The organism is Bacillus sp. BS3(2021) (assembly GCF_021043345.1).
Classification (GTDB): Bacteria; Bacillota; Bacilli; order Bacillales; family Bacillaceae; genus Bacillus; species Bacillus paralicheniformis.
In genome coordinates this window covers 1-20,054 of record NZ_JAJNDM010000004.1, presented here as the reverse complement: position 1 = coordinate 20,054, position 20,054 = coordinate 1, and the positions used below count along the sequence as shown (strand labels likewise).

The following is a 20,054-nucleotide window of genomic DNA, read 5'->3' as shown; positions in this document are numbered from 1 at the left end:
TCTGTTATGTGAAATATTCGATTTTTGCTTCGGGAAAATAGTTATCAATATACGTTTCAAGGGCGCTGCGAAGCTCTGCTTCTTCATCCTTCTGGTATATATATTTGCCAATCCCGTATCTGCCCCATTTATAGCGCCGTTTTTCTTCATCCAGTTCGAGCTTTGTCTTTGGATAGTTTTTTTCAATGACTCTTTTTGCCGGCTTCGTGAATCTGTGCTGGATCATTTCAAAGGTAATGTCGCGCCTAGCATGCTGCGGCAGCGCACGATCGAGCTTTTCGAGCAGCACTCTGTAGCCTTCCTGCCAGCCGTCATGAATATAAATCGGAGCGATGATAAAACCAAGCGGATAGCCTGCTTCCGCTACTTTCACGGCGGCTTCGATCCGTTTATCCAAAGGGGATGTGCCGGGTTCAAAACTTTTGATGACATAATCGGCATTTACGCTGAAGCGGAAACGCGTTTTTCCGTTGTGCTTGGCATCAAGCAAATGGTCGACATGATGGAATTTTGTCACGAAACGCAATTTACCGTGGTCGGATTGACCGAAATGCTCAATTGCACGCTTTAATGTGTGTGTCAAATGATCAATCCCGACAATATCAGATGTGCAAGAAGCTTCAAACCGCGTATCCTCGGGAGCGCGTTCTTTCATATACTGGTCCGCCTGATCAAGTATTTCCTCCACATTGACGTACGTTCTGATATACGGCTTGCTGCCCATTGTCGTCTGCAGATAGCAGTAATGGCAGTGACCCATACACCCTGTTGCAAACGGAATCGCGTATTCTGCGGACGGTTTTGATGAATCGAATTTCAATGTTTTTCTGACGCCGATGACCAAAGTGGATTTCGCATTTCTGTATTTTTGCAGGTGGCCTTCCCCCGGGATATTCCTCACCTGATTGTGTGAAGTCGTTTCCCTGATCTCAAGCCCCATGTTTGAAAATTTATCCCTCAGCTCTTTTCCCAGCGGGTATTCCAGCGCTCTCGGTTCAATATAGACGAGCTGGGGAACAAACGGTTTTACCATTGGAAACAGACACATCCTTTGCTTATTTCCGTTACTTTTTGCATTTAGAGGATGTGATATACCGGTAATATTTTCATATCCCGTCAAATAACTCACGGTAAAGCCGTTCCGCCTCTTCATATGAAGAAAAAACGGCATCATCTTCGGCAAAGGCGTGATATGTATCATACATAAACAATGCCAGTTCACCTTCGTGAAGCGGGTGATCAACGACTTCAGCTTCCTTTATATGCGCGACATTGGCGGCATGCGGGTTCCGGTAAATGACGTAGACCTCATCACCCGGTTTGAATGGCTGCCTGGGCATATCAAAACCCCCTTTCTAACTATTGGTCACATGTATTATTTCCGCCGCAGCCGAGATCATTCAGATCAACAAAAAAACCCGGACGGGCATTGGTTATGCCGGTCCGGATTTTCAATCGCTTATGCCATATTGAAGGTTTCTTTTACGAATTGTACAACCTCTTCTGTTGTGCTCATGGACAGAATTTGCTCTTTGAACGATTCCGTCTCTTTTTTAGAAAGCTTGCTGATTTGCGTTCTTGCCGGCAGGATTGACGTCGCGCTCATTGAGAACTCGTCCAGTCCAAGACCGAGCAGGATTGGGATCGCAATTTCATCTCCCGCCATTTCGCCGCACATGCCGACCCATTTTCCTTCTTTATGGGCCGCTTCAATGACAAGCGTGATCAGGCGGAGAATCGCAGGATTGTACGGCTGGTAAAGGTAAGATACCCGCTCATTCATCCGGTCAGCAGCCATCGTATATTGAATCAGGTCATTCGTTCCGATGCTGAAGAAATCGACTTCTTTAGCGAATTGATCAGCGATCACAGCTGTTGAAGGGATTTCAACCATCATACCGACTTCAATGTCTTCGGAAACTTGTTGACCTTCAGCTTTCAGCTTTTCTTTTTCTTCTAAAAGAATTGCTTTCGCTTCTTTAAATTCGTTTACAGTCGCGATCATAGGGAACATAATTTTTAAGTTTCCATATGTACTTGCCCGAAGCAGCGCACGAAGCTGCGTTCTGAAAATCTCTTGCTCATCAAGGCAAAGACGGATCGCTCTGTATCCCAAGAAAGGGTTCATTTCTTTTGGCAGTTCTAAATATGGAAGCTCTTTGTCTCCGCCGATATCAAGAGTACGAACGACAACTGATTTGCCTTCCATACGCTCAAGAACGGTTTTATAGGCATCAAATTGCTCCTCTTCAGTCGGAAGCTGGTCTCTGCCCATGTAAAGGAATTCAGTCCGGTAAAGGCCGACTGCTTCTCCTCCATTTTCCAGAACGCCTTTTACATCATCAGGTGTACCGATATTAGCGGCAAGTTCCACATGATGTCCGTCATTCGTTACAGTCGGTTCATTGACAAGCTTCGCCCATTCGGCTTTTTGCGCCAGGAAGGCTTGATGCTTTTCTTCGTATTCGCTGATTGTTTCCTGGGCAGGATCAACGATGACATCGCCATTGATACCGTCAACGATCACTGTTACGCCGTTTTGAATGCCTTTTGTTGCCGCTTTTGTGCCGACAACGGCCGGAATTTCAAGCGAGCGCGCCATGATGGCTGAGTGGGACGTCCGTCCGCCGATATCTGTTGTAAACCCTTTAACAAAGTTGCGGTTTAGTTGCGCTGTATCAGACGGTGTCAAGTCTTCGGCTACGATGATGACCTCTTCGGAAATCAGACTCGGGTTCGGAATTTCAACGCCGAGAAGATGCCCTGTGACACGCTTGGTGACATCGCGGATGTCTGCGGCGCGTTCTTTCATATATTCGTTATCCATCGACTCGAACATTGTGACGAACATGTCGGCCGTTTCTTTTAAAGCGAATTCCGCGTTGACGGAGTCCGATTTGATTTTGTCTTTAATCGGGTTTAACAGTTCCGGATCGCTTAATACTAACAAATGTGCAGAAAAGATTTCCGCTTTATCTTCTCCAAGCTCTTTCAATGCATGGTTTTTAATGATTTCAAGCTCTTTTTTAGAACGCTCGATGGCGTCTTCAAAACGATTTACTTCCGCATCAGAATCAGAGATGTTTTTCTTTTCAACCGTTAGATCAGGCTCCTCAAGCCGATATGCTTTTGCGATCGCAATACCGGCTGAAGCGCCTATTCCTTTTAGTTCAAGCATTATTCGCCTAAACCTTCGCTTTTCATTGTTTCTTCAAGTGCGGAAAGAGCATCATTTTCATCAGCGCCGGAAGCAGAAATCGTAATTTCAGCACCTTTAGCAATACCTAGTGACATAACACCCATAATTGATTTAAGGTTGACGGTTTTTCCGTTATATTCCAAATTGATATCTGCATCATATTTGCTTGCTGTTTGTACAAGAACAGTCGCTGGACGAGCGTGGATTCCAGAATCTGCAGTTACTTTAAACGTTTTTTGTGCCATTTTTTATCAATCTCCTTTTAATTTAAAGCTTTTAGTACATTCACAATATTATATCATACAGCCGTACATGTCATCTGACAAGTACGGCCATTTTGTGAATTTATTTTTCAACGCGGACGATATCGTCCTGTGTCAGGCTGACATTGCCTTCTGCCTTTAAGCTCACGCTTTCGCCTTCTTGAAGGTTCGTGAACACGATCGGCGTCATCAGGGAAGGTACGCTGTCCTTCACTTTTTCAATGTCGACTTCAAGCAGTTTCTGGCCCGGCTCAACCCGGTCACCTTCAGAAACAAATGCAGTGAAACCTTCGCCTTTCAGGCTGACCGTATCGATTCCAAAGTGGATCAGAATTTCTCTGCCGCCGTCAGACTGCAGACCGATCGCATGCTTTGTCGGGAACACGTTCAGCACTTTCCCTCTTACAGGTGACACAACTGTGCCTTCTGCAGGAAGAATCGCGAATCCGTCGCCCATCATTTTTCCGGAAAATACTTGATCCGGAACATCTGTAATCGGATGAAGCTCACCAGCAAGCGGTGAAACGAATACTTCTTCACCTGATTCATTTTGAAGAGGCTCAACCATGACTTCTTCGATTTGCTGCTCTACTTCCTCGGCAGCGTTTGGTGCTTTTTCAGGACGCGGCGTGCGGCCTGACATAATGTCTTGCATTTGCGATTTTAAATTGTCGGATCTTGGTCCGAAAATCGCTTGAATGTTATTGCCGACTTCCAGCACGCCAGATGCGCCGAGTTTTTTCAAGCGCTCTTTGTCAACTTTCTTCTGATCGTTGACTGTGACGCGAAGTCTTGTGATACAAGCGTCAAGGTGTTTGATGTTTTCTTGGTCACCCATCGCCTCAAGAATTTGATAAGGAAGATCTCCTGCTGCTTCTTTGCCTTCATCAGCGGATTCTGCAGCTGCATCTTCGCGTCCAGGCGTTTTCAAGTTGAACTTGCGGATGGCAAATCTGAATCCGAAGTAGTAGACGACAGCCAGGACTAAACCGACAGGAATGACAAGCCACCAAGCTGTACGGTTCGGCAGAATTCCGAACAGGAAGTAGTCGATCAAACCGCCGGAGAATGTCATCCCGATCTTAACATTTAAAATGTCCATCATCATGAATGACAGGCCGGCAAACACACAGTGAATCGCAAACAGAATCGGAGCGACGAACAAGAATGAGAATTCGATCGGCTCAGTGATCCCTGTTAAGAATGATGTCAATGCTGCTGAACCCATAATACCGGCAACAAGCTTTTTGTTCTGCGGTTTTGCCTCATGATAAATAGCGAGCGCTGCCGCAGGAAGACCGAACATCATGAACGGATACTTACCGGTCATAAATGTACCCGCTGTCAAATCGACGCCGTCTTTGATTTGCGCCATGAAAATTCTTTGGTCACCGCGGACAATTTCTCCCGCCTGATTCGTATAGCTGAAGAACTCGTACCAGAACGGCGAGTAGAAAATATGGTGCAGACCGAACGGAATCAGGGCCCGCTCAATCATTCCGAAAATGAGAGCTGCGAACGCTTCATTTGCTGCAAGCAAGTTTGTCGAAAAGCTGTTCAGCGCGCCTTGGATCGGCGGCCAGATAAACAGCATGACGAGTCCCAGCAGCAATGCACAAATCGATGTAATGATCGGAACAAAGCGCTTTCCGGCAAAGAATCCTAAATACTGCGGAAGCTCGATTGTGTAGAATCGGTTGTACATGGCAGCGGCCAGGACACCGACAATAATACCCCCGAATACCCCCGTTGCCAATGTCGGTATGCCGAGCATTGTCGTGTATTCCGGATGGTTTTGAGTAAAGAACTGTGCTCTTTCAACTGCGTCGCTTGGAATCGAACCGTTTTGAAGAAGCACTGCACTCATCGTGACATTCATAACAAGATATCCGATAATAGCGGCGATTCCGGCAACACCGTCGCCGTTAGCCAAACCGATGGCAACCCCGACTGCGAAAAGGAGCGCCAAGTTGGTGAACACGACGTCACCTGAACTTTCCATCACTTTCGCAACAAGCTGAACGGTGCTGTTCGTTAAGAATGGTGCGACTTTTGTCATCTGCGGATTTTGCATGGCATTACCAAGCGCGAGCAGAATCCCTGCAGCCGGCAGGATCGCAACAGGAAGCATCAGCGCCCGTCCAATTTTTTGCAGAACGCCAAATAGCGATTTAAACATGTTTTAACCCCCTCTAAGGATAGTTTGACCTTACAGCAAAAATTCATGACAACTTCGTTCAAAAGACTGCTTTTTCATCCAAATAAACCGTTTACATTTCGCCTTTAGAACGACAAAAAAGGCATGGGTGAAAGCGGGTACACTAAGAAACAAAAGACAGCGTCTTCATTTCTTCCCTTTTTTCACTCATGCCTGATCGAATCAGTAACACGTTATAAAGGCGTTATGAAATTTTATTAGTTAAACGGTACAAATGCAATGTCAAATAAACGGCTTCTGCCTCATGAACCGGTTTCTTGAGCGCTTGCTGCAAGATCTTGATCATCTTCCAAGCAGTATTGTAACACAGCGGATATTCCGTTTTCAACAATAACATTAATTTTTCCGGCTCCTGAATCGGCTCGTCCCGTTTAATCCTGTCGATCGTAAAGCGCAAGTGCCTGATCAGCCGCAAATAGTTCACACTTTCCCTGTTGACCTGCATCTGGAACGAATCCTCGATGACCTGGACAAGCCTGGAGATCAGTTGGGAATGCTGATTGACTTCAGAAAGCGGGCGGTTCGTCATCGCACTGTGGATATGAAGTGCGATAAACCCGATTTCGCCTTCAGGCAGCTGAATGTCTGATTTTTCATTTATCATATCGACGGCTTCTTTGGCGACTTCGTATTCCTTCGGATAAAGCGATTCCGTCTCAAGCAAAAACGGATTCTTCATATCAAATCCCTTTTCTAAGCGCTTAACCGCAAATGCGATATGGTCCGTCAACGCGACATGAATGTGTTCGTTCAGCGGCTGGCCGATTTTTTGCGCGATATGGTAGATAACATCATTGGCGATATCAACCATTTTTTCATCGACATAAGTGAGGAGCTTCTTATACTGCGATTGTTCCTTATCATTTTCCAAGATAAACATTTTTTCATAGTTCTCATGTTCGATAAGATCTCCGCGCTTTTTGCCAAAACCGATTCCTTTGCCAATCAAGACAACTTCTCTGTAATCATCATGGAGAGCGATTAAAACGTTGTTGTTGAGTACCTTTTCAACGGTAAAGGATCTGTTCACGATCCTCAGCTCCTTTTTGTCATCAATCTCTCATATCGTACAAAACTCATGAAAGCGCGTCAATTTATTTTGACCTTTTTGATGAAAAATGTCGAAATTTGATCACTGTCTGGAAAATGATTGATGTTTTGATTACATTACACAGTCGCCCTTTTGATCAGCTTGTATGGAACGGTCTGTTTTTCCGGGCCGGCACCGCCGATTCTTTTTCGCAAAAGGCGAAACGCATGCTTCCCCATTTCCTTTATATTAATTTTGATCGTTGAAATGCCCAGCACTTCACTGATTGGCTGGTTGTCACAGCTTAAAATGGCGAGGCTTCCGGGAATATCCACCTGATGACGCTGCGCTTCAAGAAACATACCGGCTGTTACTTGGTCGTTGGCGATAAAAACAGCTGTCGGCTTCTCCTCCATCTCTCTCCATTCAGAGAACAGCTTTTGCCCGTCTTTTATCGTCAGCGACCGCTCGAATACCCATTCTTCCCGATAAGGCTCCCCGATCGCGGCCAAAGCTTCCTTGTATGCCTCGAGGCGAAAATGGCTGTTCATGCCATTTTTCCTTGCCAAACCAATGGCGATTTTTGTGTGCCCCTTTTCAATCAAAAAATCCAGTCCTAACCGGAAAGCATCTTTGTGCGGAATGCTGACCGTTGAAAAATACTGTTCGCTTGAGTCCTGGCACAGAATGAACGGACCGGTCTCATGCCAGTCCAAAAGCGCTTCATCAGACATCGCTTTTGAACAGAAAATCAGGCCGTCCACCTGTCTTTGTTTCAGCTGCTCCAATGCAAAAATTTCTTTTTCCAATTGATAATTTGTTTGATAAAGCGAAAAGTGAACGCCTTCCTTTGCAGCTTCTTCAGCGATTCCTTCCAGCAGCTCGCCGAAATAAGGGAGGCCGATGGTCGGCAGCACAACACCTATCATATTTGAAAAGCCTTTGGATAAATGAACGGCATGCATATTCCTTGCATATTCGAGCCGTTCAATCGTCTCAAGAACTTTTTGACGTTTTTCTTCTTTGACATACGGGTGGCCGTTGAGAACCCTTGAAACAGTCGTGATGGAAACCCCTGCGGCTTCAGCTATTTCCCTGATATTTGCCATTCGTTTCCCTTCTTTCTTTCAAATCTTTTCATACATGCCGGATCATTTCGCGTCATAAAGAAATTATATCGCTTGGAGACGTGGATTTTGATCGTTTTCGGAATTTTTTTCGGGGTTCTATAAATATGAAGAAAACAGTGAAGAAGATGTACGGAGAAAAAAACCGGCTGATATGAAAATATTTCACAATCAGCCGATACACGAAATATTTTTTTTTCTAAACCATGCTTTTCCAAGGTTATTCATGAAATTGTGATCATTGAAAGGAACGTTTGCGCTTCCGAAATCCGTCGTGTTCAATGCGTTTCTTGCGGCAGGCGTCAAATCTTCCCATCCGATGAGAGGCTGGGTTCCGCCCTTTGCGCTGTCCACATATAAACTGTGGTTAATCGGTGCTTGAGGAGCATCATAGCGGATTTTCGGATGATCACCTTCCATGATGTTGTTGTTTGGAGCTGTTTTTTGAAATTTACCGTGCTGAGAATAAGCGATGGAAAACACTTTTGGATTTTGATTTGCCGGGTTATCGATCCATACGACGATTCCTTCCCAGTCATGTCGGTGGCCGAATGCTTTAAAAGGCAGAGGTGAATCTTTAGGAAAATACCATGCGTACATAATCGCCCATACTCCATTGTACCATGCAGAGCGGGAGTACACTTGTCCCACGCTTTTGCTGCAGTGTCCTTCGGGCGCTCCGGTAGGCTCCAGGCCTCCGCTTGTATTGCCTTGTGCGTCAACTGCGGGAAAAGGCACGCAGCCGCTTGCGACCTTTAAATAAGGCTGAAAACGTTTGGCCGCTTTTTGAGAAACCGTCACAGGGGTTACTTCACTGAAGCCTTGCACTTTGTCATGATCAATCACTTTCGCGTCAGCTGCCGGTACGATACTGACAAAAGCAAATATCGACAAAAACAGTACATATCCTAATGTTTTCACTCTTTGCTAGCTTCCTTTCATAGATAATGGACTTCAAATCATTAGAGAAGTTTTTTAACGCTTATTTGTGTGGGGGTGAATCCGCAATCATTGCGGGGACTGAAATATCTGGATGAGAGATGAAATTGTCTGTTGCAGATTTAATTTGTCAGCGTTTGTCCCATTTAATCCCTCCCTTCTTTTGAGCTTAGTATACAAATTTTTAACATGAGAATAATGATGCAATCCGATTATCTTTTGATCAATCTAAATCCCCATAATAAAAACAAAAAGGCGCTGTAGATTCATTCATCAAACGATCATCACAAGACTTTTTCAACGTCAATCTTATTAAGCGGCTCGGCAAAATTCCTGAAAACCCTGACATCAGGGTTTTTTATTAATTTAGGGCTTGATATGGAAAGCGTTTCATAATTTAGAATGAAGGCAGCACCGGTGCTGAACACGTTTTCATTCCAGAAAGGGGAAGAAAAATGGGTATCTTCATTCTGATTCTATTATGTATCGTTATCGTACTGTCTTCAAAAGCGGCGATGAAACCGCTTAAAGAAAAACACGAGATCAAACCATTCCGTTCCTTTGACGATTTTTTCATTTCAAAGGATTGACGCGGGTAAGACAAACGATTCACGTCAGCATAAAAAAGAACCCGCGCGCGGGCGCGGGTTCCGTTTTTTAAGAAATGACAGTCAGCTCTTTTGGATACTTTGTCAGCGCTTCTGCTCCATCGGCAGTGACAAGTACATCATCCTCGATGCGCACCCCTCCGATTTCCGGCACATAGATGCCGGGTTCAATCGTGTATACCATACCTTGTTTTAAAAGTTCATCATTGTTATGGCTCATGGACGGATATTCATGAGGCGAAATCCCGAGCCCGTGCCCGAGACGGTGAGGAAAGTAATCGCCATAGCCCGCTTTTTCGATGATGCCGCGCGCTTTTAAATCAAGATCGCCGATTCTGACACCGGGCTTGCTCATCTTAAGCGCCTCTGTTTCGGCCTGAAGCACCGTATCATATATTTCTTTTTGTTTTTCACTCACATTTTGATACACGAGCGTTCTTGTAATATCAGAGCAGTATCCGTCAATGATCACGCCTAAATCAAAGAGGACGAAATCGCCCGGCTTAAGCGTGCGGCTGCCCGGGTTTCCGTGCGGCTGTCCTGACTTTTCTCCGAAAAGGACCATTGTGGAAAACGACATCCCCTGGACTCCTTTTTTCTTCAGCTCATACTCGATTTTAGCGACGACATCGATTTCAGCTATCCCCTCTTTTAATGCGGCGGCTCCTGCTTCGACTCCGTAATCGGCAAGCTTGGCCGCTTCACGGAGGATGCTGATTTCTTTTTCGTCTTTGATGACGCGGATTTGGTTCAGCCTTTCTTCTGCAGAGACAAGCTCCGCACCGTTTGTGACCGCCTGCAGCATTTCGGCGCGCGACAGAGCAAGCGTTTCTTTTTCAACCGCCACTTTTGAACATTGGCCGTTTCGCTTTTGAAGCGCTGAGGATATGAGTTCCCAAGGGTTTTGATGATCCCCGTATCCGATGATCTCATACGCCCAGCCGGCTGCTCTCGCCTGACCGGCCTCCATTTGCGGACAAACAAAAAACGGCTCTTCATCTTGAAAAATAAAAACGCCCATCAGCCGTTCGTGCGGTTCTGTATAAAAGCCGGTAAGATAAAATACGTTTTCTTTTGAATGAATAAAAGCCGAAGATATGTTTTTTTCTTTCAGCCAGGAAGAGATTTGTTCAATTCTTTCCATGCTCCTTTTCACTCCTTGAGACAGTTTCCGTACCATACATTTAACATGTAAAAGCATCACATCCATTGTATCAGTTTTTCCCGTCTCTTGCTCACCGCTTATGTATTGTGGGGATGCCGCCCGCTTCTATTATTGCCGCCTCTTCCTCAAACAGCCCTCTGATGTGAAAAAACGGCTGCCGTTAGCATGCAGCCGTTTCTTTATTTAGGATTTCAGCAGCCTGAGACCGTTTAAAATAACAAGCAGCGTGCTGCCTTCATGTCCGATGACACCGAGTGGCAGATCAAGAATTTGAAGAAAGTTGCTGCAGATTAAAAGACAGATTACACCAAGCGAGAAAATCACGTTTTGTTTAATGATCGTATTCATTTTCCGGGAGAGCCGAATCATTTTGGTCAGTCCTGTCAATTCGTTTTTCATTAAAACGACATCCGCTGTTTCCAGTGCGACATCTGTGCCTCCCCCCATTGCGATCCCCACATCAGCGGCGGCAAGGGCCGGTGCATCATTGATTCCGTCTCCCACCATAACGATTGTTCCGTATGTTTTTTTCAGCTTTTGCGCTTCCTCTACTTTTCTGTCAGGAAGGCATTCTGAAATGACGATTTTCAAGCCCGCTTCTCGTGCGATGGCCGCTGCGGTTTCAGGCTGGTCCCCGGTCAGCATTGCCGTCTGAACACCAAGCGCATTCAGCTCTTCGATCACCGCTTTAGCTTCCGGTCTGATTTGGTCTTTTAATGCAAAACACCCCGCGATTTTTTCGCCTTTTTTCACGAACACAATTGTTTTTCCCTGCTTGGCAAGCTCCTGAACAGCCGTCGTGAGAAATTGCCCGGCTGCCTCTTCCCCGACAAATCCGGCTTTGCCGATCAGCCATGTCTCTCCATTATATCGAGCCTGAACGCCAAACCCTGACGTCTCCTCGATCGACACATTTGCGGGAGGCTCGATGCCTTTTGCTTCTGCATACTCGACAATCGCTTTGGCAAGCGGATGGCCTGACTGCTTCTCAATCGCAGCAGCAGCCTCCAAGCATTCGCGCTCCTCGATATCAGCAGCTAAAAGCATATCTTCCACGCCGGGCTTTCCGTTCGTAATCGTTCCCGTTTTATCCAATGCAACGATTTTGCTGTTGCCGAGTTTTTCAAGAAAAACACTGCCTTTGACAAGCAGGCCGTTTCTTGCGCCATTCGAGATTAAAGACAGCGCGGCAGGCATGATTGAAGCGACAAGGGCACACGGCGAAGCGACGACCATGAACACCATCGCTCTGTAAAATGTCTCGCTCCAGCTCCAGCCAAGCAGAAAATGTGGCAGAAAGAGCAGCAGTCCGACAGCAAGCAAAACCCCTTTAACGTAAATATTTTCAAACCGCTCAATAAACGCCTGTGACGGCGAAACACTGTTTTGTGCAGACTCAACGAGCCGAATGATCTTTTTGAACAACGAATCTTCATTTGTCTTTGTGACACGGACGGTGAGCGATCCGCTCAAATTGACTGTACCCGCAAAAACCGCGTCTCCGAGGGTTTTTTCCGCGGGGATTGATTCACCCGTTAGTGCCGATTCGTCGATACTCGTTCTTCCCGATTCGATCTCCCCGTCTGCCGCAATGCGTTCCCCGGGTTTAATAAGAATGAGGTCGCCCGCTTGAAGATCGGCCGCCGCCACGGTTCTTGTTCTTTCTTCTTCGAGCAAAACGGCTTCCTCCGGCTCCAATTTCATCAGCGATGTCAAATCGCGTTTGCTTTTATTTAATGTATACGTTTCAAGCGCCCCGCTGAGAGAAAAGATAAAAATTAACACGGCCCCTTCAGCCCAGTAGCCGATCAGCGCTGACCCGACCGCCGCAAAAATCATCAGAAGTTCAACATTCAGCGTTTTTTCCGCCAGCGTTTCTTGTATACCTTCTTTCGCTTTGGCAAAGCCGCCGATACAAAAAGCTAAAATAAACAGAACAACGGACAATGTTTTATTGCCGGACAACAGCCAGCCTGCAAGAATCAACAAACCCGACAAAAGCGCAGCAATCAATTCCCCGTGCTGCCTCCAATTTTCAAAATGAAACGTGTGACGGTTCTGCTGCGATTGTTTCCCGATCTCTAATTGCATCTCCAATATCCTCCCTAATTGAGAATGTAATTCATCGTCAATTTCCTTCTTAAAAAACAAATTGCCGCCTCATCGGCAGCATAAACATGGAGTATTTTATTTATATAAAGGGTATGACTGCTTCTTGTCCATTGAACACACCCTTTTCTATTTCTCATTATAGCACGGCTTTCTACGTTTTCAAATAATAATTATTATAATTTCTTCATGATATTAATTATCATTTAGATTTCAAAAAAAAGCTGAACCCCCGGCTCAGCTTTTCCCTGCCCATTCTTTCATTTGTTCCACAGTTATGGGTCCGACAACCGATTTCTCCAGCTCTCCTTTTTCGTTAAAGAAAAATGTTGTTGGAATCGTCATGACATTGTAGGCTTTCATCATTTCGCCCTTTTTGTCAAAAACGATCGGAAATGTCAGCTTGTTTGCTTTAATAAACTGTTTCACCTTCTGTTCGTTTTTTTCGGCATTCAGCAGATTCACGGTCACGAGCTTTACTCCGGATTGCTTGCTTTCATAGTAGGATTGGAATCGCGGAAGCTCTTCACGGCACGGCGGACACCAGGTCGTCCAAAAATGAACGATCGTCTTTTGGCCTTCGGCGGGAATGACGACGCGCTGCCCCTCCACCGTGTTCATCTGCATGACTGCCGGAGAAGCATGTTTTGCAGAGGCCTGCGGCTGAAATACGAAGGCTCCGAAAAAAAGCAACAGGATGAGCGGATAAATAAGACTGATTCTTCGCATATGAACTCCCCTTCTTTTTAGTATTAGCTTCCCCGTAAAAACCAAAACTATGAAGAGGGTCAATCAGCGGCTTTCAATTCTCGGAGATCGGGATTTGTTTGTCAAAAAAAGCGTGACGCCCAGCTCTTTGCAAATCGTCACATAATGCAGCGCCGTCAGCAAAATCATTCCGGTATTCATCGCTAGGATGATCCCCGTCATCTGCAATGTCTGCATGGATCCGAGAACATACATCATCAAAAACGACAAAACACTGGCCCATACATTATGATAAAAGGCATCTTTGGCCAACCCCATTCCGATTAAACAGGCCTGAAACGGCATGGCAAAAAAGTGAAATAAAAAATACGGCCACAGCATTTTCAGGTAAAACGACGCCTTAACCGAATCGAAAAATAAGTGGGTCAGCGGATCTGCAAAGTGATACATCACCATAACGGACGGTATGCCGTAAAACAGCGTGATGAAGATCGCTTGTTTAATCCGTTTGATCACTCTTTCGTATTGTCCGTAAGCGTAGCTTTCGGAAATGCTCGGGATCATGACGACCATCAGTGAATGGGCGATGAAAGCCGGAAAAAAGCCGATTGTCATCGCCACCCCCGAAAGCATGCCGAACTGGTCGATGGCCGATGTTCTCGATACGCCAGCGGCAAGCAGCGTCCCCTTCACCAAAAAAGGTTCAACTGCGTTTGTCACAGCGTGAAAAACGCGCAGCCCTGTCGTCGGGATCGAAACAGTGAGCAGGCGCTTTAAAACATCGTTTCTCCGCAGGTGGATCTGCTGCCCTTTTTGAGCGGCGCGCCTGACCAAAACAAACTGAGAAAACAGATAAACAAACACGACCACTTCACTTGCAACAAGGACAAACAACGAGATCAGAAGAGAAGTATCCAATTCAAAGGAATACCATTGAAAAAATAAAAACAAGCCGATGAGCTGAAAGATTTTTTTCAGGGCATTCGCCGTTGCGATTTTACCCATTTGCTGAACGCCCATGAAGTAGCCTCTCGCGATCGACGTAAAGGCAACCGTAGGGATCATCCCGATCACAAGCCCTCTGATCAGAGGGTGGTAAGAATCAAAAACCGGAATAAATGGAAGAATGATCACTGCAGCTGCCGTGGAAAAAACCGTGCAGACCGCAGTCATCCGCAATGCATGTTTCAGCATGCTTTCGTGCAGCTTCGGGGTGGACTCGGCGATAAACTTCGATATCGATACAGGCAGCTCAAGGCTCGCAATCACCACAACTAAAAAAATGGAAGGCAAAACACTCATGTAGAGCCCCATGCCATGCTCGCCAAGCTCCCGTGCAAGAATCATGTTGATGACAAATTCAAGACATTCTGCAAAAAAAGCAGCTAGCGAAAGAAGAACAATTCCTTTTACAAAACGGTTCATGAGGTCTCTCCTTGTCTCACGGGTTTATCCCATCATATGAGACAAGTCTAAAAATTATTTTCTTTTTCATTGAAAATTGATTTTCATAAAGTATCAAAAACAAATTTTTTCTTGGGGGGTGAAAAGTGAGAAAGAATTGCATATAAAAAGCAGTCAAGGCGGATGGCCCTGACTGCTTTTTAAATCGCAAAGACATGATTGCCGATGCGCTTCACGACTTTTCTTGTTTTAATCCAGTCATCAGAAGCGATGTCGGGATTATAGAAAAATAAAGCGTCTGTTTCTTTTTTATTTTGATCTACCGCTTCTTCCACAGCTTCAACTGATTCGCGGTCTGCTTTTTTCTCGATGCTGCCGTTTAGAACGGGCTCAAAAGCGTTTCTTTGATAGATCACGCTTTTTACGCTGTCAGGAAATCGGCCGTCTTCCACCCGGTTCAGGACGACATTGGCAACAGCCACTTTTCCTTCAAATGACTCGCCTTTCGCTTCGGCATGTACAAGCCTTGATAAAAGATCTTTTTCTTTATGTGAAAGATCCGTCGTCTCTTCATCAGCTTCTTCTTTTTCCTGCTCCTCTTCAGCCGGCAGATGCGCGGCTTCAATGAAGCTTTTTTCATCTGTTAATTGAAAAGCAGGATTTTCTTCCTGTTTAAGGCTTTCCATCAGCCGTTCCATTTCCTGTTTATCTTTTTTCGAGAACAACATGACAGCTTGAGCATGTTCGATTCTTGCTGCCGGCAGCATGCAGATTAAAAACGCAGCTAGCGCAGCAAATTTCGATTTCATTTCCTTCCTCCTTGTCAAATCTTCATCGAAAAAAACATATGTTTTACACTAACAAGACGAATCGCTGATTTCATTGCCAAAATGTTGGCATGCCTTCCATCAAACTGTCCGGTTGTCACATTATTGCAGACGGCCGGACGATTTCATGCAGAAAACACCAAAATCTCCAGAAACATATGGCTTCACACAAATAAAAAAGCTTTCTCAGCCGGTCTGAGAAAGCCTTTTTCAGCTTCTTGCCTCTTTCATATATTGAAATATAATATCTCCGCCATGCTGGGCAATGCCGCGAAAATGCTTAAAATCTTCCTGCTTTGTTAAGATGGCTCTGAAAGAAAGAAAATCTTCTTTTTTTACGTGGAGTTCATGAATGCTCCCTGACCTTAATTGCTCAATCTGATCGATGGCATTTTGCTCTGTCACCTGTTCTCTCCCCTTTTCTCTCATCATCTTTAACTAATTAACTATAACATTAAGTCACACCGGGTACAACAATAGTGATGCCGCTTCCCAAATTGCTTTACTTCTCCAAGAAAATATTGCAAAATACTTTCAATAGGTTAATTTACTTTAAAGGAGAGGAAGTCACTTGAAAATTGCAAAAGTCGGGAACGTCATCGAATTTAAAAACGGACTCACCGGAATCGTAGAGAAAGTAAACGAAAACTCTGTGATCGTCGATGTTACGATTATGGAAAACTACAGAGACTTGGAACTGGACTCCTTAACCGTCGTCAATCATAAAAACTATAAAATTATTAAAGATTCCCTGCATTAATCAGCCGCCCTTTACAGCACATATTCACGATTTCCACGCAGCTTTATTTCCACAAGTTTTTCTGCAAAAGGAAAAACCGCCTGCCACCCGGGTCCGGCGGTTTTTTTCCTCTGTTCCCTGCATCGTCCCGAAGAAGTTTGCTATTTGAAGCATCGCGCCGCGCCGTAATCGATGCCGCTTTTTGATTGAACAGCTGAAAAAACCGGCGACCGTGCGGAATGAAATGAAATACCCGACCGCTTTCCGGCTCCTTAAAACATTATTTTAAAATAGATCTCCGTATCAGTACATTTTCAATTTCATGATCAGTTTAGAAAGACATTATCGTCCAAGCGTGCTTTTTCTTGGATTAAATCCTAAGTTTTTATCGATTCTATTGTCATTCAAGTAAATGCTGTAAGTCCCTGGTGCCAGCTCTTCCATGTCTTCAATATCCTGCACCAATTGATTATAAATGCGTTCACTTGGCCTTGTATGTGCTTTTTTCATATATAAATTTATATTGATATCACATGATTTTGGGGTGATTTCTTCATCTTCTAATTTTTCCTGCCAGTCTTGTTTGCTTCTTTTCGGGTTTTCTAAATATGCTGAATAAAGGTCATCCTTCCAATCAGCAGTTAAAGAAACAGCATAATAAGGCGTCTGATATCCCTTACCGCTTGTGTTATCAACGGCTGCCTGCGTTTTGCCTACAATCGGCTCTTCTTCTGTTAGCTTCTCTAAATAGTAATCTAGCGCGGCAAATTCGTCTTCAAAAGCCAATACGTATATCGCGCTTGTAATCGAGTCTTTCACGTCCAACTCCGATGAACGGATCGCGTCAGTCTGCACCTCTTTCTTGTCCAAATCAATTTTAATTTTTGCGCTTGTGTAGAAATGCAATTTTCCGACCGATTCAGCATACACAGTAACAAATCCATGCCCTCCGACAATGTTATGGACTTTTACCTTTGTTCTATATTGATCCAAGAAATAATCTTTTACAGTTTTTTCAACCTCATCTCGATGCGCTTCCGCGATCTCAGCGGTTTCTTTCTGATAACCCCTGCTCTGAATATGAAAATCTTGTCCTGTGTAATCTTGGACGCTAATGTCAGACTCCTCTCTGTTCTGACATCCGCCTATAAATAAAAGTAAACCAATTCCAAGCGCTGCTGCTTTTTTATATTTCAAAACTGTATCCTCCAGTTCATACTGCAATAACCTTATACGTTTTTATTGAATCACGTTCCATGTTTGCTAATTATTAGGCACGCTTCATTATAAATCATTTGAAGTGTATTTTTGGTATTATGTATAAAAAATAAGACAATAGAACTAATAAAATTTGTGTCATTCTCGCTTTTTGAGTTCTTTAGTTCTAGGTAAAAGTTCTTTCCAAAAAGAATAGACATGCAATGATGCACGCCTAATCAACATGAATATCTTTTTATTATTATGAACTTGTGCGTTTTTGAAAGTGGTTTCCCGATAACCAACTATGCATATTAAAGCTTTAATCCCTATAATCTTAAAATGAATTCACCTTTCGTTTATTACACTTCACACCAAACTCCGTAACAAATTATAATAAAGTGTTTTACAGCTTATCCTATTTCATCATGCTCGTTGTCTTCCCATCTTAAAAATGCCCAAAACTGTAATTTATCCATTTTTAAAGGAAACTTATGATTGATATACTCTTCTTCACAGTCCTTAATATGTGGAAAGTCAGCAAGTACCTCTGTACAAGCTACGCTCAGCATTTCTATTTCATCGTCTGTCGGTTCCCCGTTAAAATAGCCTTTCCAGTATAACGTTTCATTTTCTAACTTGACTGCGAGTCCCCTTAATTTGTATGGAATTGCCCCCAATAAAGCGTAATGGCAACTGATGATTAAATTATTCAATGCCGAATCCATATTTTCAATATTCACCTCAGTATATTAAGCTTTTTCTAAAGTATACCCTTCCTCACAAGATTGAGCTGAACTAAATCGTTCCGGCTATTCATGGGAACGTTGTAGAAGTAAGGAAAAAGGTTCACTCATTTTAAAAGGGTTCTTTAATATCCGCAATCTTTATCTCTACACTCTTTTTTCATAACAGCGTCAACACTATGACTCATTATCTTATCATTAGACGGATCGTATATACCATCAAATTTATTATTTTTATCTTTATTATAATACCCAAACACCTGTACGCCCCCCATTGGATCTATTTCATATCTATCCTCGAACTGAACACTATCTATCCCTTCATAATTTGACTTCAAGAATTTTTCCATATGTATTTTTGCAGTTTTAAACTCTTCAATTTCTTCATTATGTTGTGCGTTGTTCTTCACAATAAAACCTCCGACTGCTATAATTACTAAAGCTAGAATAATAAGGTATTTTTTCAAAGTTATTCATCCTTTCAAGACCATTTTACACTAAATTTGCGAGGGTTTGTATGAGTAAAAACATAAAAGTTCCAAATTTGTCGGATAGCACATTTTATTCATTAAGCAGAAATGCGTATAAGTATGATCAACTTAAAGAAAAGTTAAAAAGTAACACGCCAATTGTAACAGAAAACAAGATTGGTTGGTACGTTGAGCGCGTTCGAAACGACGACGACACCGGACTTGATGCGGTTGTTCTGTCACAAGCCGAAAAGAGAAATGGCAAGTGGGTAAAATCCGATAACCCGAAAAACGTCGTTGTAGCTTTTGCTGGAACAGATCCAGGAAAGGACCCGTTAAGTGACGTAGAACAAGCGGACGTTAACCATATTGTCTTAGGAAACGATCCTAAAGATAAAACACAATATGTCGTCAAGAAAGATGCGAAAGATACATCTACGACACTTGGGAGATATACTGGTTCGATGGAACAAACTGCCATGCTTGAGTCCGGAGATTATAAATTAATTACAAAAACATCGCAAATCGATCAAGCCGATCAACTTGTGCGGGAAGTCAAACAAAAGTATAAAGGTACCTCAACGATTATTTCAACAACCGGACATTCTCTCGGCGGCGCAGAGGCGGAATACAGCGCAGTCAACAATGATATTTACGCTGTTTCATTTAACAGCCCATCAATTGTAAAATTACATTCAGAGGAAAAACAAAAGGAAATTAATAACGGAGACTATCACCCTTATGTAAAGTCAATTGTCAATCCGGATGATATGGTCGGTGCCGGTTGGTGGGACGAATTTGATCGCCACAATGGAACTACTATTTACACAAAAGATCCTTCTATCGCAATGGCTAATCGCGAAAAAAGGCTTGACGGTAATAAACTCCAACAAGTCGGAAGAAACCTTCTGTATTTCGCAAATACGCTAATCTTTCAAAATCCCGATACACACTGGGTCGGCAGCAATAATTTCTCTTTCGACGAAAACGGCAACGTTCAAAATATAGAGGGCGATGAGCTCGTTTATGACAAAAATTTAAAAGCGATGCTCCCACCGGAAGTTGCATCCGGAAGTGGCGCAATTAAAGTAACACCCGCAGTTGCCAAACAGCTCGCGCAAAAAGTAAATGTGATGATCAACGATCTGCGGACGATGAAACGCGAAGCCGAAAACGCTTATCAGGAACACGACGCTGCGATCAACGACCTGAAACACGATACCTACCGTCAAGTCGGCCACGGTCTATACGACAAGCTGACACTCGAAGATGTAAACAATACGCTGAAAAACCTGGCGCAGTCGT

Annotated in this window: 20 protein-coding genes; 3 read left to right on the top strand and 17 right to left on the bottom strand. The window is 44.0% G+C overall.

Going from position 1 to position 20,054, the window contains the following annotated elements:
- Window positions 1-4 precede the first annotated feature (4 nt).
- From splB to LQ247_RS10105, 8 genes are all read right to left on the bottom strand, one after another.
- The gene (gene splB, locus LQ247_RS10140; RefSeq protein ID WP_023857297.1) at window positions 5-1,033 is read right to left on the bottom strand and encodes a spore photoproduct lyase; all 1,029 of its coding nucleotides are present in this window, start codon (window positions 1,031-1,033) and stop codon (window positions 5-7) included.
- Window positions 1,034-1,106: 73 nt separating this feature from the next.
- Entirely contained in the window at window positions 1,107-1,340 is a 234-nt protein-coding gene (locus tag LQ247_RS10135; protein ID WP_025808421.1) for a transcriptional regulator SplA domain-containing protein, read from the bottom strand.
- 119 nt (window positions 1,341-1,459) lie between these two features.
- Window positions 1,460-3,178, bottom strand: coding sequence for a phosphoenolpyruvate--protein phosphotransferase (gene ptsP, locus LQ247_RS10130; protein WP_020451177.1), 1,719 nt, complete (start codon window positions 3,176-3,178; stop codon window positions 1,460-1,462).
- Window positions 3,178-3,444 carry a phosphocarrier protein HPr gene (locus LQ247_RS10125; RefSeq protein WP_003181247.1) on the bottom strand — a complete coding sequence of 89 codons (267 nt, stop codon included), beginning with the start codon at window positions 3,442-3,444 and terminating at the stop codon, window positions 3,178-3,180. Before LQ247_RS10125 ends, ptsP begins: the two co-directional genes overlap by 1 nt.
- A 100-nt stretch (window positions 3,445-3,544) precedes the next feature.
- Window positions 3,545-5,641 carry a glucose-specific PTS transporter subunit IIBC gene (gene ptsG / locus LQ247_RS10120; protein ID WP_106071010.1) on the bottom strand — a complete coding sequence of 699 codons (2,097 nt, stop codon included), beginning with the start codon at window positions 5,639-5,641 and terminating at the stop codon, window positions 3,545-3,547.
- Between the two features lie 223 nt (window positions 5,642-5,864).
- A complete protein-coding gene (gene glcT / locus LQ247_RS10115; protein ID WP_003181243.1) occupies window positions 5,865-6,710 on the bottom strand; it encodes a glucose PTS transporter transcription antiterminator GlcT in 846 nt (281 codons plus the stop codon).
- 137 nt (window positions 6,711-6,847) lie between these two features.
- Window positions 6,848-7,819 carry a LacI family DNA-binding transcriptional regulator gene (locus LQ247_RS10110; RefSeq protein WP_095290357.1) on the bottom strand — a complete coding sequence of 324 codons (972 nt, stop codon included), beginning with the start codon at window positions 7,817-7,819 and terminating at the stop codon, window positions 6,848-6,850.
- A gap of 189 nt (window positions 7,820-8,008) precedes the next feature.
- A complete protein-coding gene (locus LQ247_RS10105) occupies window positions 8,009-8,758 on the bottom strand; it encodes an NPP1 family protein (RefSeq protein ID WP_144497589.1) in 750 nt (249 codons plus the stop codon).
- A gap of 473 nt (window positions 8,759-9,231) precedes the next feature.
- Between LQ247_RS10105 and LQ247_RS22040 the strand changes: the two genes are divergently transcribed.
- The gene (locus LQ247_RS22040; protein ID WP_003181237.1) at window positions 9,232-9,366 is read left to right on the top strand and encodes a hypothetical protein; all 135 of its coding nucleotides are present in this window, start codon (window positions 9,232-9,234) and stop codon (window positions 9,364-9,366) included.
- 67 nt (window positions 9,367-9,433) lie between these two features.
- Here the strand turns inward: LQ247_RS22040 and LQ247_RS10100 are convergent, their stop codons facing one another.
- From LQ247_RS10100 to LQ247_RS10075, 6 genes are all read right to left on the bottom strand, one after another.
- Window positions 9,434-10,528 (bottom strand): M24 family metallopeptidase, encoded by a 1,095-nt coding sequence (locus LQ247_RS10100; RefSeq protein ID WP_105978966.1) that lies wholly within the window; start codon window positions 10,526-10,528, stop codon window positions 9,434-9,436.
- A gap of 204 nt (window positions 10,529-10,732) precedes the next feature.
- Complete coding sequence (locus LQ247_RS10095; RefSeq protein ID WP_144497588.1) at window positions 10,733-12,640, bottom strand: heavy metal translocating P-type ATPase; 1,908 nt, start codon at window positions 12,638-12,640, stop codon at window positions 10,733-10,735.
- A gap of 255 nt (window positions 12,641-12,895) precedes the next feature.
- The gene (gene stoA / locus LQ247_RS10090; RefSeq protein WP_020451171.1) at window positions 12,896-13,387 is read right to left on the bottom strand and encodes an endospore biogenesis thiol-disulfide oxidoreductase StoA; all 492 of its coding nucleotides are present in this window, start codon (window positions 13,385-13,387) and stop codon (window positions 12,896-12,898) included.
- Between the two features lie 63 nt (window positions 13,388-13,450).
- Window positions 13,451-14,791, bottom strand: coding sequence for a polysaccharide biosynthesis protein (locus LQ247_RS10085; protein ID WP_023857303.1), 1,341 nt, complete (start codon window positions 14,789-14,791; stop codon window positions 13,451-13,453).
- 179 nt (window positions 14,792-14,970) lie between these two features.
- Complete coding sequence (locus tag LQ247_RS10080; protein WP_020451169.1) at window positions 14,971-15,579, bottom strand: cell wall hydrolase; 609 nt, start codon at window positions 15,577-15,579, stop codon at window positions 14,971-14,973.
- A gap of 228 nt (window positions 15,580-15,807) precedes the next feature.
- Complete coding sequence (locus LQ247_RS10075) at window positions 15,808-16,026, bottom strand: hypothetical protein (RefSeq protein ID WP_371268714.1); 219 nt, start codon at window positions 16,024-16,026, stop codon at window positions 15,808-15,810.
- Between the two features lie 142 nt (window positions 16,027-16,168).
- Between LQ247_RS10075 and LQ247_RS10070 the strand changes: the two genes are divergently transcribed.
- Window positions 16,169-16,357 (top strand): YkvS family protein, encoded by a 189-nt coding sequence (locus LQ247_RS10070; RefSeq protein ID WP_003181225.1) that lies wholly within the window; start codon window positions 16,169-16,171, stop codon window positions 16,355-16,357.
- Window positions 16,358-16,678: 321 nt separating this feature from the next.
- Here LQ247_RS10070 and LQ247_RS10065 read toward each other — a convergent pair whose 3' ends face one another.
- The 3 genes from LQ247_RS10065 to LQ247_RS10055 form a co-directional block, all read right to left on the bottom strand.
- The gene (locus tag LQ247_RS10065; RefSeq protein ID WP_101560803.1) at window positions 16,679-17,533 is read right to left on the bottom strand and encodes a DUF1672 family protein; all 855 of its coding nucleotides are present in this window, start codon (window positions 17,531-17,533) and stop codon (window positions 16,679-16,681) included.
- A gap of 413 nt (window positions 17,534-17,946) precedes the next feature.
- Window positions 17,947-18,261 (bottom strand): hypothetical protein, encoded by a 315-nt coding sequence (locus LQ247_RS10060; protein ID WP_075213209.1) that lies wholly within the window; start codon window positions 18,259-18,261, stop codon window positions 17,947-17,949.
- A 143-nt stretch (window positions 18,262-18,404) separates the two neighbouring features.
- Window positions 18,405-18,746 (bottom strand): DUF1433 domain-containing protein, encoded by a 342-nt coding sequence (locus tag LQ247_RS10055; RefSeq protein WP_128822333.1) that lies wholly within the window; start codon window positions 18,744-18,746, stop codon window positions 18,405-18,407.
- Between the two features lie 50 nt (window positions 18,747-18,796).
- Between LQ247_RS10055 and LQ247_RS10050 the strand changes: the two genes are divergently transcribed.
- Window positions 18,797-20,054: lipase family protein (locus tag LQ247_RS10050; RefSeq protein ID WP_231006011.1), on the top strand; the 1,258-nt coding region annotated here is incomplete at its 3' end.